Source organism: Clostridium sp. D5, assembly GCF_000190355.1.
Taxonomy (GTDB): domain Bacteria; phylum Bacillota; class Clostridia; order Lachnospirales; family Lachnospiraceae; genus Faecalicatena; species Faecalicatena fissicatena_A.
Genome location: NZ_GL870811.1, coordinates 23,746 through 38,297 on the forward strand (window position 1 = coordinate 23,746; position 14,552 = coordinate 38,297).

12 protein-coding genes and 1 tRNA gene are annotated in these 14,552 nt (G+C 43.6%); 9 read left to right on the plus strand and 4 right to left on the minus strand.

Going from position 1 to position 14,552, the window contains the following annotated elements; all coding sequences use genetic code 11:
* Positions 1–685: 685 nt before the first annotated feature.
* Positions 686–1,936 carry a dicarboxylate/amino acid:cation symporter gene (locus tag HMPREF0240_RS08485; RefSeq protein ID WP_009003029.1) on the minus strand — a complete coding sequence of 417 codons (1,251 nt, stop codon included), beginning with the start codon at positions 1,934–1,936 and terminating at the stop codon, positions 686–688.
* 383 nt (positions 1,937–2,319) lie between these two features.
* Here HMPREF0240_RS08485 and HMPREF0240_RS08490 point away from each other — a divergent pair, with 383 nt between their 5' ends.
* The 7 genes from HMPREF0240_RS08490 to HMPREF0240_RS08520 all read left to right on the plus strand — a co-directional run bounded on the left by HMPREF0240_RS08490 (position 2,320) and on the right by HMPREF0240_RS08520 (position 9,510).
* A complete protein-coding gene (locus HMPREF0240_RS08490) occupies positions 2,320–3,588 on the plus strand; it encodes an ATP-binding protein (protein WP_157134231.1) in 1,269 nt (422 codons plus the stop codon).
* A gap of 36 nt (positions 3,589–3,624) precedes the next feature.
* Positions 3,625–4,494, plus strand: coding sequence for a DNA-binding domain-containing protein (locus tag HMPREF0240_RS08495; protein WP_009003031.1), 870 nt, complete (start codon positions 3,625–3,627; stop codon positions 4,492–4,494).
* 100 nt (positions 4,495–4,594) lie between these two features.
* Positions 4,595–5,257 (plus strand): hypothetical protein, encoded by a 663-nt coding sequence (locus HMPREF0240_RS08500; RefSeq protein WP_035312775.1) that lies wholly within the window; start codon positions 4,595–4,597, stop codon positions 5,255–5,257.
* A gap of 125 nt (positions 5,258–5,382) precedes the next feature.
* Complete coding sequence (locus tag HMPREF0240_RS08505; protein ID WP_009003033.1) at positions 5,383–5,901, plus strand: isoprenylcysteine carboxylmethyltransferase family protein; 519 nt, start codon at positions 5,383–5,385, stop codon at positions 5,899–5,901.
* A gap of 405 nt (positions 5,902–6,306) precedes the next feature.
* Positions 6,307–7,680: an MATE family efflux transporter gene (locus tag HMPREF0240_RS08510; protein ID WP_009003034.1), complete on the plus strand. Its 1,374-nt coding sequence runs from the start codon at positions 6,307–6,309 to the stop codon at positions 7,678–7,680.
* Between the two features lie 154 nt (positions 7,681–7,834).
* Positions 7,835–7,905: transfer RNA gene (locus HMPREF0240_RS08515), tRNA-Trp, on the plus strand.
* 609 nt (positions 7,906–8,514) lie between these two features.
* Entirely contained in the window at positions 8,515–9,510 is a 996-nt protein-coding gene (locus tag HMPREF0240_RS08520) for an effector binding domain-containing protein (RefSeq protein ID WP_009003035.1), read from the plus strand.
* Between the two features lie 218 nt (positions 9,511–9,728).
* Here the strand turns inward: HMPREF0240_RS08520 and HMPREF0240_RS08525 are convergent, their stop codons facing one another.
* Positions 9,729–10,208, minus strand: coding sequence for a small multi-drug export protein (locus HMPREF0240_RS08525; protein WP_009003036.1), 480 nt, complete (start codon positions 10,206–10,208; stop codon positions 9,729–9,731).
* 357 nt (positions 10,209–10,565) lie between these two features.
* Between HMPREF0240_RS08525 and HMPREF0240_RS08530 the strand changes: the two genes are divergently transcribed.
* Entirely contained in the window at positions 10,566–10,907 is a 342-nt protein-coding gene (locus HMPREF0240_RS08530; RefSeq protein WP_009003037.1) for a DUF3221 domain-containing protein, read from the plus strand.
* Positions 10,908–11,182: 275 nt separating this feature from the next.
* Here HMPREF0240_RS08530 and HMPREF0240_RS08535 read toward each other — a convergent pair whose 3' ends face one another.
* A complete protein-coding gene (locus HMPREF0240_RS08535; protein ID WP_035312777.1) occupies positions 11,183–12,523 on the minus strand; it encodes an MATE family efflux transporter in 1,341 nt (446 codons plus the stop codon).
* A gap of 131 nt (positions 12,524–12,654) precedes the next feature.
* On the opposite strand from HMPREF0240_RS08535, the gene HMPREF0240_RS08540 reads away from it, so the two are divergent.
* On the plus strand, positions 12,655–13,191 hold the full coding sequence (locus HMPREF0240_RS08540) for a PadR family transcriptional regulator (protein ID WP_009003039.1): 537 nt from the start codon (positions 12,655–12,657) through the stop codon (positions 13,189–13,191).
* 77 nt (positions 13,192–13,268) lie between these two features.
* Here the strand turns inward: HMPREF0240_RS08540 and tsaA are convergent, their stop codons facing one another.
* Positions 13,269–13,958 carry a tRNA (N6-threonylcarbamoyladenosine(37)-N6)-methyltransferase TrmO gene (tsaA, locus tag HMPREF0240_RS08545; protein ID WP_009003040.1) on the minus strand — a complete coding sequence of 230 codons (690 nt, stop codon included), beginning with the start codon at positions 13,956–13,958 and terminating at the stop codon, positions 13,269–13,271.
* Positions 13,959–14,552: the final 594 nt, after the last annotated feature.

Consider the following 14,552-nt stretch of genomic DNA (forward strand, 5'->3'; position numbering starts at 1 on the left):
CATTCCCCTTCCCCCACAGCATCCAAACGTCCCGCTTTCCTCAGGCTGGGCCTCTTCAGGGCGGTAGAGATGAGGCGAGTTGGGAGCGTCCAGGGGAGCAGGATAGAATTGAATAATTGGGTATTAATATGAAATCCTGCGATTCACGCAAGTTGAGAGGTTACCACCTATACACGGTTGCGCCATACATAAAATAATAGCATACACATTTCAGATAAACAACGAAGTGTAAACATAAGAATTATTAAAAAACTCTAACCAAACAAAACCAAAAACCATTTTCCAGCCATCTGTCTTTCCCATTTACCATAATAACATCCCAATACAATAATATAATCTTCCCCAATTCAATCCGTCTCCCCCGTTTAAGTGCCCACCCGTTGAGTAATGTAACCTTCCGCCTGGATGCGTCCAGCTGTGCGGAATTGGAATATGCCTCTCTCGGATGCGTCTTTTAGGGCATTAGTGCCGCTTCATCAAAATCGGAACCGGCATGTGAACTGCTTACAGGCCTACAAGGCCTGTAAGCAAGCCGACCCGCAGCGAGAATTCATCAGAATTCTCGTGAGTGTCGGCGGTGTTCACCATGCCGGTTCCGATTTTGATTAGCGGCACTTATGCCCTAATTCCGCATCCGAGAGAGGCATATTCCAATTCCGTACAGCGTCCCTTCAGCCGATCCCCATCACTCTGCGACCACACCCCCTACAGCATGTTCCTGCTTCCGGGCGAGTTTCCGGTCTTCCATAGCTGAGATGCAGATTGCACAATTCGCATCCCCAGTGATATTTACGACGGTACGTCCCATATCCAGGATCCTGTCGATTCCGGCGATCAGTGCGATACCTTCCAGCGGCAGGCCTGCGCTCTGGAGTACCATGGACAGCATGATGACTCCGGAACCGGGAACGCCTGCGGTGCCTACGGAAGCAAGTGTGGCGGTGAGTACGATCATGATCTGCTGGGTCAAGGTCAGCTGGATTCCGAATACATTTGCAATAAAGATGGCGCAGACGCCCTGGTAGATAGAGGTTCCGTTCATGTTGATGGTAGCGCCCAGCGGAAGCACAAAGCTGGTGATTTCCTTTTTGGCGCCGAGCTTCTGGCTGCATTCGATGTTGAGCGGCAGTGTTCCGACGGAACTGGAGGAGGAAAAGGCCATTGTCATCGCAGGCACCATTTCTTTAAAGAATGTGAGCGGCGATATGTGGGCCATTGTCTTTGCAGTTGCGGAAAAAACTGTGACCATGTGGAAAATATAGGCCAGGTAAATGACAACGATCAGTTTCAGCAGCGGAAGCAGTACGGAAGGTCCGTTTTCTGCGACAACCGGCAGCAGAAGCGCAAAGACTCCAATCGGGGAAAGTTTGATGATGATCCCCATAATCTGCAGACAGACTTCTGTCATACTGTCGATCAGTTTTCCAAGGGGTTCTCCCTTCTCGCCTGCCAGAATAATGCCGAATCCGAAAAACAGAGCCAGTACAATAACCTGGAGCATGGTAGCAGAGACAAGCGGCTCAACTGCATTGGAGGGAAATATATTCAGCAGTGTATCCATGAAACTTGGAGTTTCCAAAGATTCAAACGTGAGGCTCTCACTTGCAAAATGAAATCCGGTTCCGACTTTGCTGATATTTGCAAAAACCATTCCAAGTGTTACGGCAATGGCGGTGGTTACCATATAAAAAGATACGCTTTTCAGCCCAACCGAGCCAACCTTTTTAATGTCTTTCATAGAAATGACGCCGCTGATGATAGAACATAAAACAACGGGAACGACGATCATTTTTATGAGATTTAAAAACAGAGTCCCGAATGGTTTGATATATTCTACGGCAAATTCCGGATTCTTCTGAAACGGAATTCCCAGCACTATACCAAGGATCATACCTATCATAATCAGGACAGGAAGTGAAAGTTTCTTTTTTCTCATTTACACAGTCTCCTCTCGAACTTTAAGGTTTCGTCTTTTACGCACAATATCTTTAATTCTTATATTAGTAAGAACCTACAAAAAACTACAAAAATATACGCCGGTAACGAAAAAATGCACAATACCGCCCGGATTACTACTTGATAAGGTTATTTTGTAACTGTATACTGGAAGATAGGCGGAAAGAATCTGACAGAAATGGGAATAATGTATATCCAAGGTGCACACCGTAATACATGCCTTGCGGGCAGCCACGCAGTAGTAAACTGCGTAATAATGTATACCCAAAGGGCACCCCGTATCACATGTCCTGCGGGCGGATCAGCGGCAAGCCGCTAAATAGGGTATCAACGGAGATGTACATGAAAGGCTGGGGAGAAAATATGGGGAAATTGGGTGAGGCTTTTAAAAACAGGCGGCTGAAAACCGCAGGTTATGGAATCATGCTGGGTCTTGTGTGCCAGATCTATATTGCTCCGTTTGCATACTCCAATCATGTGGTTTCACTTGGAACACCGGTGCTAAGTGCATTGCTGCTGTTTCAGCCGGAACTTCCGGTATTTCCGCTTTCCCTTGTGATGTCGGTGACAGCATGTGTGCTGAGAGGTCTGATCGGGGCAGCAGGCGGTATGGTATTTTCAGAGATGTTTCTGCCGGCCCTTTTTTATTACGGAAGCTACAGCCTTTTGCTGGGCAGCTGCTTTAAAATATTAAAGCGATATGGAAAAGCAAGGCTGATGGCAGGAATGATCTTCTGCGATTTTGCGGCAAATACGATACAGCTTGCTTTTATGGGGCATATCGAGGGGGAAGCTGTGGTGGATTCTGTCCTCGTTGCAGTTATCCGAGGACTTCTGGTATGGATGGTATACTGGATGTATGAGTGGGAAAACCTTTATATACGTAAAAAGGAGCATCAGAGCCATTATGCAGAACTGAGCCATATTGTATCGGATATTTACGCTGAGTCCTTTTATTTGAAAAAGTCCATGGAAGACCTGAACGATCTGACCAGGAAAAGCCATCAGCTCTACGAAGACATGGAAGCCGGAGGGCAGGACGGACAGGCAGCTCTGGATATCGCCAGAGAAGCTCATGAGATCAGAAAGGATTATCAGAGGATTGTTCAGGGAATTTCCAACCTCGTGCACGAACATGAGGAAAAGAGCATGAGGCTGTCACATATTCTGCAGATCATTGAGGACAATACAAAACGGCAGATCAGTGAACGCGGGCAAAAGCTGTCGCTAAAGGTGCGCTGCCAGAGTGATATGCAGATTCATCAATATTATGATATCTTTACGATTCTGAATAACCTGATTGTCAACAGCATGGATGCATGCGGGGAGACGGGGCATATCAGCCTGACGGCAGAAGAAAAGGACGGGATGCTCTGTCTGACTGTTTCCGATGATGGCTGCGGTATAGATGAGGATATGCAGCCATATATCTGGGGAGCCGGATTTTCTACCAAATACGATAAAGAGACAGGCCAGATGTCTACAGGAATTGGCCTATGCCATGTGGCAAACGCGGCAGCCCATCTCGGCGGAACCGTAGATGTGGCGAGCAGTTTCGGAAATGGAACAAAATTCAGTATCCGGCTGCCAGCAGGGAGAATACAGGAAGAGTCCAGGAATTTACAAGAATAGAACAGCGGGAAAAGACCGGTCATAAGGGGGAATTTTATGAAACCTTCTATTTATATAGTAGATGATGATAAAAATATACAGAAAATGCTGGAAATGTTTATAAGAAAAGAAGATCTGGGCAGAATTGCCGGGATGCAGGATTCGGGTGCTGACGCGGCGGAGGAAATTCTGTTTGCACAGCCGGATATCGTGCTTCTGGATCTGCTTTTACCTGGAAAAGATGGAATCCACGTACTCGAAGAACTTCAGCAGGGTGGATTTACAGGGAAGGTTGTTATGATTTCTCAGGTAGATGACGAAGTGATGATGGAAAAGGCGTATGAGAGAGGTATTATGTTCTATATCAACAAACCGTTAAATGCGATTGAAGTAGTCAGCGTCATCTCCAATGTGGCAAAGCTGGTAAGTCTGCAGAAGTCTATGGATACCATACAGGGGGCACTGATGGGGATACACGAAGCACCGTCCGTGAGCCAGGGCATGTTTGGCGACCGGTTTCAGAAAATCTGTTCAGACATCGGTATTTGGGGAATGAAGGGAACCGATGAGCTTAAAAAGATTGTATTTACTGCGCTGGAATATCAGAGGAAGGAAAAGAACTATCAGATCAAGGAAATCTATGAGAAAGTGTCCGGTGAATTGTATGGAGAGGAGCTGCTTCAGCAGAACAAAAAGGCACTTGAGCAGAGAATCAGGAGAATCATGCAGAAGGCCATGGATAATATTGCCCAGATGGGAGCGGAAGATTATTATGATCCTGTATTTGCAGATTATGCGAATCTGCTGTTTGACTTTGGACAGGTGAGGCTGAAAATGAGGAATCTGAAGGAACAGTCAGCGGAGCAGGGGCGGATCAGTTCAAAAAAGTTTATAGAAGGCTTTCTGCTTCGGATGACTGCGCAGTAACAGAAAATAAATTTATAGGTAATGCCGCCAATATTTTACTTTTTTTGCCGGAAGGGACATGTTATAATACGTGACAAGCATTCATGAGGAGGAAATTTTTATGAACAGAAAAAGAAAAATATGGGCCGTTCTGCTGACGGCGACGGCACTGGTTCTGCTGGGAGGCTGCGGGAAAAAGTTCGATGCGTCCGGTTACACAAAGGCACTTCTGGATGTCTCTTACAAGAATGAGACCGAAAAGTATATTGAGCTGACAGGTTCATCAAAGGAAGCTGCGGAAGAGATTTTTGAAAATCGGATGGATGTCACAATGGAAGGTTTTGACTCCATGGATTTTCCTTCAGAGCTGGAAGACAAGTTCAGAACATTGTTTGAAAGCCTGACTAAGAATGTAAAGTATACGGTGGGGGAAGCCCTGGAGGACGAAAACGGCAGCTTTACTGTGGATGTGTCAATTGAACCGGTTACGCTTTTTGATGATACATATGACGAGTTCCAGAAGCAGGCCAAGGACTATGCAACAAATATTGCAAATGAAGTGATGAATGGAAAAGAAATGCCCTCCGATGAGGACATGCAGAACAGTGTGTACGAGATTTATTATAACATACTGAAAAATGCTATGGATAAAGGAATTCAATATGGAGAGGTTCAGAAAATCACAGTGCATGTCAATAAGACGGAGGGAGATATCTATGAGATTCCGGAGGAAGATATGACGGCGATGGATAAGGCAATGATCTCCAGGAGTGTGCTGGAGTAAAGGGGGGACGCCTTTCAGGGGAGAAATTAAGCGGATACTAATATTTTAAATGTAGTTCATTGGAAGAGATTTAGATCGGACCAGACTGTGAAACGGATGGGACTGATAAGAGGGGAATGTTGCATATGGGAGTTTTATTATTAATACCCTTTTTTCTGATACGATTCGGGCTATTATCACGATTGAATAAAGAGGCCGTAAAACGGGCTGCCTATTTTGCTCCGTTGCTGGACGGGGAGAGAACTGCATATTGGATCTATCAGGTATCCAATGCTGGAATTATTGTTTATCTGCTGTTTCTAAAAGTAAAACTTACCCCGTCATGGTTTTTCACAGCAGGGCTGGTCGTGTATCTGTCTGGCCTGGTTCTGCTTGGCGTGTCAATGGTGAATTTTGCGGCTCCGGCTGAAAATGGTATCAACCAGAACGGCCTTTACCGGTTGTCCCGCAATCCTATGTATGTGGCATATTTTATATTTTTTATGGGATGTGTGGTTATGACGCGGTCTTTGATATTGCTTGCCATTGTGCTGGTATTTCAGATAACGGCTCATTGGATTATTCTTTCGGAAGAAAGATGGTGTATTCAGAAATTTGGCCAGGAGTATCTTGAGTATATGGAGAAGGTAAGGCGTTATATTTAGTCTGTATACATACGCATGCCGTGTTTTCTTGTTCAGGCTGTGCGACAATCCGTTCTGCATGGCGGTGCCCTTTGGATATAGTTTTTTCCTATATTGACATCGAAGTATTTTTCTGTTACAATTCCTATACAAATCGTCTGATGTTCAGACGCGCGTGGATCTTTGGTGACTTATACTTTTCGCCACGCAACTATTCTTCGGGAATAGTTGCGTGGTTTTTTTATTTCATAGGAAAATGCGTCCTATAAAATAAAAAGCCCTCCCGGCGGGATGCGCACTGCGGCGTAAGAGGTAGATGTCGCGATGCGACCGCCGCAGGCGTGGGGAGTTCAAGTGAAACTTTATTCTTATTTTACAGTTTAAGATCACCAATGTTCAATTAATAAACAAAGAGGAGTCCTGAATATGAAACAAACTTTTATGAAAGAAAAACCAATCCTGCCACTGTTATTGTCCATGTCAATGCCCATGATTTTATCCATGACAGTCGCATCACTTTACAATATCGTTGACAGTTTTTTTGTGGCCAAAATCAGTGAGAATGCCATGACCGCACTCTCACTGGTATTTCCGGTACAAAATTTTATTAATGCGGTTACGATCGGGTTTTCCATAGGAATTAATGCGGTGATTTCATACTGCCTGGGAGCGCAGAAACAAGAGCAGGCCAATACTGCAGCTACGCAGGGAGTGCTGTTGAATGGGGTGCACGGTGTACTGCTGACCATTGTCTGTATTGCGGCCATGCCGGCCTTCTTAAAAATGTTTACTTCCGATATCCAGGTAATTGATCTTGGATTAAAGTATTCGAATATTGCATTTGGCTTTTCCATTATCATTGCGCTTGGGATGGCTTTTGAAAAGATATACCAGTCTGTGGGCAAAATGAGTATCGCAATGGTTAGTGTGCTGTGCGGCTGCATCGCAAATATTGTATTAGATCCTCTCTTAATCTTCGGGATCGGTTTTTTCCCTGAAATGGGCATCAGGGGTGCCGCCTTAGCTACTGGTATCGGGCAAACATTAAGCTTTGTTATTTATCTTGGTTATTATTTCATAAAACCAATTTCTGTAAAAATAGGAGTGAAATATATTTCCTTTGAAAAAGAAATGAATCTGAGGCTTTATGCCATAGGCATACCCGCAACCCTGAATATGGCGCTGCCTTCCTTGTTGATTTCATCTCTGAATACCATTTTGGCGGCTTATTCTCAGGCTTATGTAGTAGTGCTTGGGGTTTATTACAAACTGCAGACATTTTTGTATATGCCTGCCAATGGAATTGTACAGGGAATGAGACCCGTGATCGGTTATAATTATGGCGCAGGTGAGCATAAGCGGGTCAGGAAAATTTATATGACGGCACTTTCTTTAACTGTTATAATTATGGTGTTTGGAACCGTATTGTGTCTGGCCTTCTCCACACCTTTGATCAGCCTGTTTACGACCAGCAGTGAAACCATAACAGCGGGAACAACTGCGCTTCGTATTATCAGCATGGGATTTATTGTTTCCACGGTTTCGATTATATCTTCCGGAGCATTAGAGGGGCTTGGCAAGGGTGTTCCATCCCTGATAATTTCTCTGCTTCGCTATACTGTAATTACCATACCGGCCGCCTTTCTTTTCAGCCGTTTTTTAGGCGCGGAAGGTGTGTGGCATGCATTTTGGGCTTCAGAATTGATTACCGCGGTTATCGCATTCTTTATCTACCACAGGGCGACGAGGCAGAATCAGCCGAGACCCTCCAGATTCATGGAACATACTGCGGCACAATAGGAGGCTGGTTAGCCGGTAAGAAATTGTAAGGTGTATTTAGCCTGCAGAAAATAATCAAAATAATCAAAATTATAGGAAAATACGGAAAATTTTCTTGACAAATAGGGTAGGGGTAGGTATAATGATCAAGTGACTGAGAAATATGTCACTTTAAAGGGGATTGGTCAAATGGTATGATAGGGGTCTCCAAAACCTTTGGTGGGAGTTCGATTCTCTCATCCCCTGCTCTAAACCTTTGAGAAATGGAGAATTTCTGTGTATCTATTCTAAAAGTTAACATGAAAATTAACACGGCTCAAAAACAATAAGAACGACAGTATATAAACATAAAGTTTATGTATTGTCGTTCCTTTTTTATACGGGTATATTTACATTCTGAAACCATGGACATGTTTTAAATGTTTACCTATGTGTTATGTCCGCATGTCAAAGTCTTTTTTCTACACCGAACAGGCTTTTGATATGTTTTCATATTAAAAATCCCTATAAATTCAGGCTTTTTCTACACTGTTTTTCTCTGATTTTTAGATTTCCTCATAGACAAAGGGTTTGCCCGAACCGCACTCCGAACATACCCGAAATATTCCTCTGTTACAAGCTGGCTTGATTTGAGAATTTCTACTGCCTTTTCGATGGAGGGATTTTCTTTGTCTTGCAAATATACCAATGCTCTTGTTATATCACGAAAAAGGACATTATAGAGGACTTTATAAAGGCAATGGCCACTATAAAGTCCTCTATTTCATAATCATTAATAATATCCCACAAACCGCATTTCCCACTTGACGTTGACACCGTGTCGCAGTTTATACTATAAATATCAGGAGGTGTAAAATGGAAGAAATGACTATAAGCCAGGTATCCAGAAGTTTGGGCATATCAACGAGAATGCTCCGCTATTACGAGAAGGCAGGGTTAATCAGCAGCATCCGCAGGGAGGGATATTCCTACCGTATCTATGACGAGCATGCAGTTTCCCGTATGAAACAAATCATGCTACTGCGTAAGCTGCGGATACCCGTCCGCCAGATAGATGTTATATTGAATAATAATAATGCGGTGAATGCTATTGAAATCTTTCGGCAGAACATGGATGAATTAGATGAAGAAATCACTGCTCTTTCAACGATTAAAGAAATACTGAAACATTTTGTTGAGGAGCTCAGCAGGACGACAGAGCTGCCGCTGAAAAATTTAATGTCCCTGGATGACACGCTGCTGGCGGCCATAGATTCTCTCGATCTCATTAGTATTAATTTTAAAGAAGAACGTTCGGCAGAAAAATTAAAGAAGGCAGATGAGCGTCTTTCAAAAATCAATGATGTAAGAATTATCTACCTGCCTCCAGCTGTAGTTGCTGCATCTCATTACATCGGTGACGAACCTGAATTGAAAGCAAACTTTTTAATCGACAACTTTGTAAAGGAAAGCGCTCTTGGAAAAATAAAGCCGGATTTAAGAAGGTTTGGCTTTAATCATCCAAATCCGTTCGATGAATCCGGTTATCATGGTTATGAGGCCTGGGTAACAATTCCCGATGAGATGGAAGTGAGTGCTCCACTCGAAAAGAAACAATTCCGCGGAGGATTGTATGCAGCCCACATGATTTCCTTTGGCAATTTTAACGAGTGGGATGCATTTCTTGAATGGATTATGAAAAATGGAGATTATGAATTTGCAGGTGATTTACAGGATCAGGAGCATATGTGCGGACTAATGGAGGAATATTTAAACTTCTATAGCCACATAGAACAGCCGGATCAGGATTTAGAACATTTACAGCTTGATCTTTTAATGCCAATAAAAGAAAGGAAAGGTGAATCGAAATAGTAGAGAATAAGCAGAAAGATAAACAACGTGTAAAAGTGTTACTGGAAATATAAAGATCCCACCAATTCAATGCCCATACGCTGCACTCGTCTGGAGGTACGCAGCTCTATGAATAAATAGCCGTGAGCCCCCAAAAGAACATTCCTGTCCTTATGGGGGCTCACGGCTATTTATTCATAGAGCGTCTCCATCCGTAAACGAAACTGAAGCTCGTTAACTTATCCGAACAATGCCCCAATGGCCCCAAACAGCCCAGCGCTGGCAGCCCCCATAATGACTCCTGCCAAAAGAACGCCCAGCATTACCGCAATAACGCTTGATTTGAAGTCCATATCCAGCAGACTGGCTGCCAGCGTTCCTGTCCAGGCTCCTGTGCCCGGCAGCGGTATTCCCACAAAGATGAGAAGAGCAATAGGGAGACCTCTTCCAGCTTTTTCCTTCAGCTTCTGTCCCCCTTTATGTCCTTTTTCAAGGCAAAAAGTAAAAAACTTTCCAATAACCGGCTTATCAGAGCCCCATTCCAGAACTTTTCTGGCGAACAGGAAGATAATAGGAACAGGCAGCATATTTCCTATAACTGCAATGATATAGGACGGCAGCAGAGGGAGCCCAAACAGCTGAGAGTATGGAATAGCTCCGCGCAGTTCAATCAGTGGTACCATTGAAATTAAGAATACATATAAATATTTGTTAAACATTTATTTTCCTCCATTCATTTGTATATCTGTTGCATAAGCAAAACTTGTCCCTAATTATAAAGGCTTGCAGTCCGAATGTAAATGAAAAAATATAAATTCGTGGGATATATTGTTATTATTTACGGTCCTTTAACAATTAAAATGGGATTTTGAATATGTGTTTGGGTTTTGGCAGATGAACTGTTATGAGTAGTCAGTGCATGTCCGTGTTCCCATCCGCGAACGTGACGAAAGCTTTTTCACGGAAGTCAGAAAAGAAATGACTTTTACAACCAGCGGTGATAAAATGATAAAATAATGTAAGAAAAACTGAGATGTTGCTGTAATGTAATTGTTAGAGATTCGGGGAGGAAAGCTATGAGAAAGGTATTATCAGGTTTGTTAACTATAGCCTTATGCATTTGTTTTACAGGTTGTGCCAAAGATATCAATTATATCATAGAGCATGAGCCGTGTATGAAAGGGACGGTGCAGGAAATAAAAGACGAATATATTGTGACAGCGGTAAGTGAAGATGGGGAAGGACATGCAGAGAATCAGCAGATTCTGGTTTCTTTAGATGTGGAAAGAAAAGACAGTTTCACGGATTTTGAAATCGGTGATGAAGTGGCTGTGTACTATGACGGGGATATTGCAGAAGGCGATCCGGCAAGAATTGAGAAGGTGTATGCTATTTTGTATGTAGGTGAGAGTAAATAGGCTATATATTGAATGCGGTGTTTATTACATATAGAAGAACGACAGGGGGAAAAGAATAGGAAGAAAGAATCAGTCAAGGATCAAATTGTTCAAAATCAAAAGATCTTGTTGCTGATCTGATAAGAATATGTTCCGCGGGCATGTCCGATCCATTGTTTTAAAGAGAAAGATAAATGAATGTCTGTCCTGTGGGAGATGACCTCAAAAAGTTCCGGGGCTCTGAGATCATCACCGGACAGGGAATCCTACATGCACAGGCACACGGCTCCTGAGATTTATTGCAGCTGTTTTCGCAGGCGGAGGGCCATAAATACAGTGATGACGGCTGAGATAACATCCGCGGCCGGCTGTGCATAGAGAATCCCGTTCAGTCCCAGAATCTTTGGAAGTAACAGGATTACGGGGACAAAACATATACCCTGCCGGCAGGCACCGAGGAAACAGCCTTCTTTTGCTTTTCCCATGGCAAGGAAAAGGAAGGAATATACGGTATAAAAGCCAAAAAGTACGAAAGAAAGGCTGTTTGCTCTCAAAGCCGTCTGCCCGATCCGGATCATCTCCAGGTCCCCTTTCGTAAACTGAGATATAATGGCTGGTGCGAATAAGGCAGCAGTCAGACCGAAAAGGAAGCAAAATACGGTTGACCAGACGATGGAAATTCTGACTGCTTTTTTTAATCGGTCTAATTTTTTCGCGCCGTAGCTGTACCCTGCGATTGGCTGCAGTCCTTTCAGAAAACCGAATACCATCAGACTTCCCACCGACATGATCTTTGTCACAGGTCCCATTGCGGCAAGCGCAGAATCGCCATAGGCTCTCGCCCCGTCGTTGGTCATTGACATAGAAAGACTGGTCAGCAGTTGGAATACCAGAGTGGGAATCCCTATTTTTAAAATCTCTGACATCACTTCTTTTGATAAGTAATATTTCCTGATACTAAAACTGAATATGCTTTTTTTCCTTCGTATATAGATCAGATATATCAAAGTAGAGACAAACTGTGAAATGGCCGTTGCGATTGCGGCACCGGCTACTCCCAGGTTCAGGGCATAAATGAAAATGGGGTCTAAAATAACATTGATCACGGCACCTGTCAGCAGTACACACATGGTTGTTTTAGCAGCGCCTTCGCTGGATACGATGTTATTCATGGTGACATTGAAGACATTAAAAATTGAGCAAGCAGTATAAATTCCTGTATAAGTGACTGCATAAGGCATAACGCTTTCTGTTGCACCTATTTGTTTTAGAATGGGTTTTAGAAAAATAAGTATGCATATAATCACCGCCGTTCCCACGAAAATACTGCTGTATATGGCGGTGCTGGCAACTTTGTCTGCGGTTTCTTTATCTCCGCGCCCTAATAGCCGTGAAAGATAGGAGGCGGCCCCATTTCCAAAAAGCAGTCCCAGACCCACGACAACCTGTCCAAGGGGATATGCCACAGTAATTGCACCCATCTGGCTGGTACCCAGCCCTCCTACAAAGTAGGCATCGACAAGGCTGTACAGCGCATTAATCATCATACCAATCATAGTAGGCAGCCCCAGTGCCAGAAGTGCTTTTGGCACTGGCGCATTCCCCAGCAGCTCCATTTTTGTGTTTTGCTCATTCATAAATAATTCTCCTTCCACTTGACATGAATTATTAAATAAAGTACTATAAATTATAGTAATTGCGGCGACGAGGAGAATAATACTATAATTTATAGTACTTGTCAAGAGCAAAACGAAAAGGAAGGTTATTTATGGCAACAATAGATCTGATCGTATTAGGAATGGTAAAAAAAGAACCGCTAAGCGCATATGATATTCAGAAACTGGTAGAGTACCGTAACATATCCAGATGGGTAAAGATCAGTACGCCATCCATCTACAAAAAAGTCATCCAGCTTGAGCAAAAGGGTTATATCAAAGGCACCATGGTAAAAGAAGGGAAAATGGCAGAAAAAGCCGTATACTCATTAACAGAGTCAGGAGAAACAGAATTCGAAAACCTGATGCAGAAAATAGCGTCCAAGCCAATCAATATATTCCTGGACTTTAACGCTGTCATAGTAAATCTGGACAGTCTTTCTGCCCAGGATCAAAAATCCTGCCTTACCAGCATAGAAAATAACATAAAAACACTGAAATCTTATCTGGAAGAAAATATAACAGTAAAAGAAAACAACCCCCAAATCCCCGAAACCGGAAAAGCCGTTCTGCAGCAGCAGCTTATCCTGGCCCATGCAATAGAAGCATGGATCGATTCAGTAAAAACAACTATAAGCGATAAAGAGTAAAAATGATGATTGAAAGGAAAACAAAACGGCTCTCCTGTCAGGGGGGCCGTCTTTTTCTTATCCAGGTGTCTCACCGTCTAGAGTTTATCCACTTTGCATATATGAAGCCATCCATTTTCAACAAAAAACCGCACATTCATGCCCGCATACTTCATGCCATAGATACGGGTTGGATCCTCCTGATAAGAAGGCCTGGGATCCTGGGCCAGAATCTCAAGAAGCGCATCCCTGTATTGTACGGGTATGAGTTCCAGACATTCGGGAGGGCAGTCTACCTCCAGGCGGTAACCGCTGTGCCGGCTGCCGAACCCTCCTTCTGCTTCGGGGTAACTGTCCACATAAGGCAGGTAGGGTTTGATATCAAATACAGGTGTGCCATCCAGCAGGTCTGCCCCCGCTATGTGCAGAATCGGTCCGGATTCCGGGGAGGTATTGATACCATCCAGCCGTACACATGACAAACCGACCGGATTGGGACGGAACGGGGAACGCGTTGCAAAAACCCCCATCCTCTGGTTACCCCCAAGCCTGGGCGGACGTACAGTGGGAGTCCATTCCTCCCGGATGGATTCTGAAAACCCCCAGATCAGCCAGATATGGGAGTAATCCTCCAGACCACGCAGAGCATCCACATTGCGGTAGGCCGGTTCAAAGATAAGTTCCGCTTTTAGAGATTCTACCAGACCGCTTTGCCGGGGAATTCCAAATTTTTCGGGAAAATCACTACGAATGTGTGCGATTGTTTTTAAAGTATATTGAGAAGCCATACAGATGCCCCGCTTTCATTTTCATTTATCTAATCAAAATGTATCACAAAGCCGGGAAATCAGTCAAGGATTTAGAAAACGAGATCTAGGAAGGGGTGGATAGAGGGGGGACTCTTTTCGCAGTCCGTCCCGGCTCTCGGTAAGCTGGTGCATCCAGGCGTCAGGATACAACTCCTGCTGATTTTACTCATCCGCTGCAACGGACTTGACTTGTTATTTGCGTACCCGTTTGTCAACGAGATTAAAGCTCGTTTACTGGTTGACTAAATCCCGATTATATGGGGAGAACACTTTTGTTATAGGAGAAAAACATGTATAATAATAACATTATGATAGGTAATTGCGAAACGAGGTGAAAAAAATCATGTAGCAGATAAACTTTGGATGGATATGGATACCCAAATTAAATCAAATGGGTTGGCGATGTGGAAAGTATTCTCTGAATACTAACAAGACGCGAAAACAGGGCGCACTTATAGCAGGAACTTGAGACTCCGCTTTTTGTGGGGACTCTAAATGCTACGCTATAAGTGGCTTTAAGCTACGGATATATTGATGTTTATGAAGCCTGTCTGCAACCATAACAGTTACCAG

What these genes read in the sequence shown, in the direction of transcription:
- HMPREF0240_RS08485 (WP_009003029.1), bottom strand. Translation starts at nt 1,936, where the DNA reads ATGAGAAAAAAGAAACTTTCACTTCCTGTCCTGATTATGATAGGTATG.
- HMPREF0240_RS08490 (WP_157134231.1), top strand. Translation starts at nt 2,320, where the DNA reads ATGGGGAAATTGGGTGAGGCTTTTAAAAACAGGCGGCTGAAAACCGCA.
- HMPREF0240_RS08495 (WP_009003031.1), top strand. Translation starts at nt 3,625, where the DNA reads ATGAAACCTTCTATTTATATAGTAGATGATGATAAAAATATACAGAAA.
- HMPREF0240_RS08500 (WP_035312775.1), top strand. Translation starts at nt 4,595, where the DNA reads ATGAACAGAAAAAGAAAAATATGGGCCGTTCTGCTGACGGCGACGGCA.
- HMPREF0240_RS08505 (WP_009003033.1), top strand. Translation starts at nt 5,383, where the DNA reads ATGGGAGTTTTATTATTAATACCCTTTTTTCTGATACGATTCGGGCTA.
- HMPREF0240_RS08510 (WP_009003034.1), top strand. Translation starts at nt 6,307, where the DNA reads ATGAAACAAACTTTTATGAAAGAAAAACCAATCCTGCCACTGTTATTG.
- HMPREF0240_RS08520 (WP_009003035.1), top strand. Translation starts at nt 8,515, where the DNA reads ATGGAAGAAATGACTATAAGCCAGGTATCCAGAAGTTTGGGCATATCA.
- HMPREF0240_RS08525 (WP_009003036.1), bottom strand. Translation starts at nt 10,208, where the DNA reads ATGTTTAACAAATATTTATATGTATTCTTAATTTCAATGGTACCACTG.
- HMPREF0240_RS08530 (WP_009003037.1), top strand. Translation starts at nt 10,566, where the DNA reads ATGAGAAAGGTATTATCAGGTTTGTTAACTATAGCCTTATGCATTTGT.
- HMPREF0240_RS08535 (WP_035312777.1), bottom strand. Translation starts at nt 12,523, where the DNA reads ATGAATGAGCAAAACACAAAAATGGAGCTGCTGGGGAATGCGCCAGTG.
- HMPREF0240_RS08540 (WP_009003039.1), top strand. Translation starts at nt 12,655, where the DNA reads ATGGCAACAATAGATCTGATCGTATTAGGAATGGTAAAAAAAGAACCG.
- tsaA (WP_009003040.1), bottom strand. Translation starts at nt 13,958, where the DNA reads ATGGCTTCTCAATATACTTTAAAAACAATCGCACACATTCGTAGTGAT.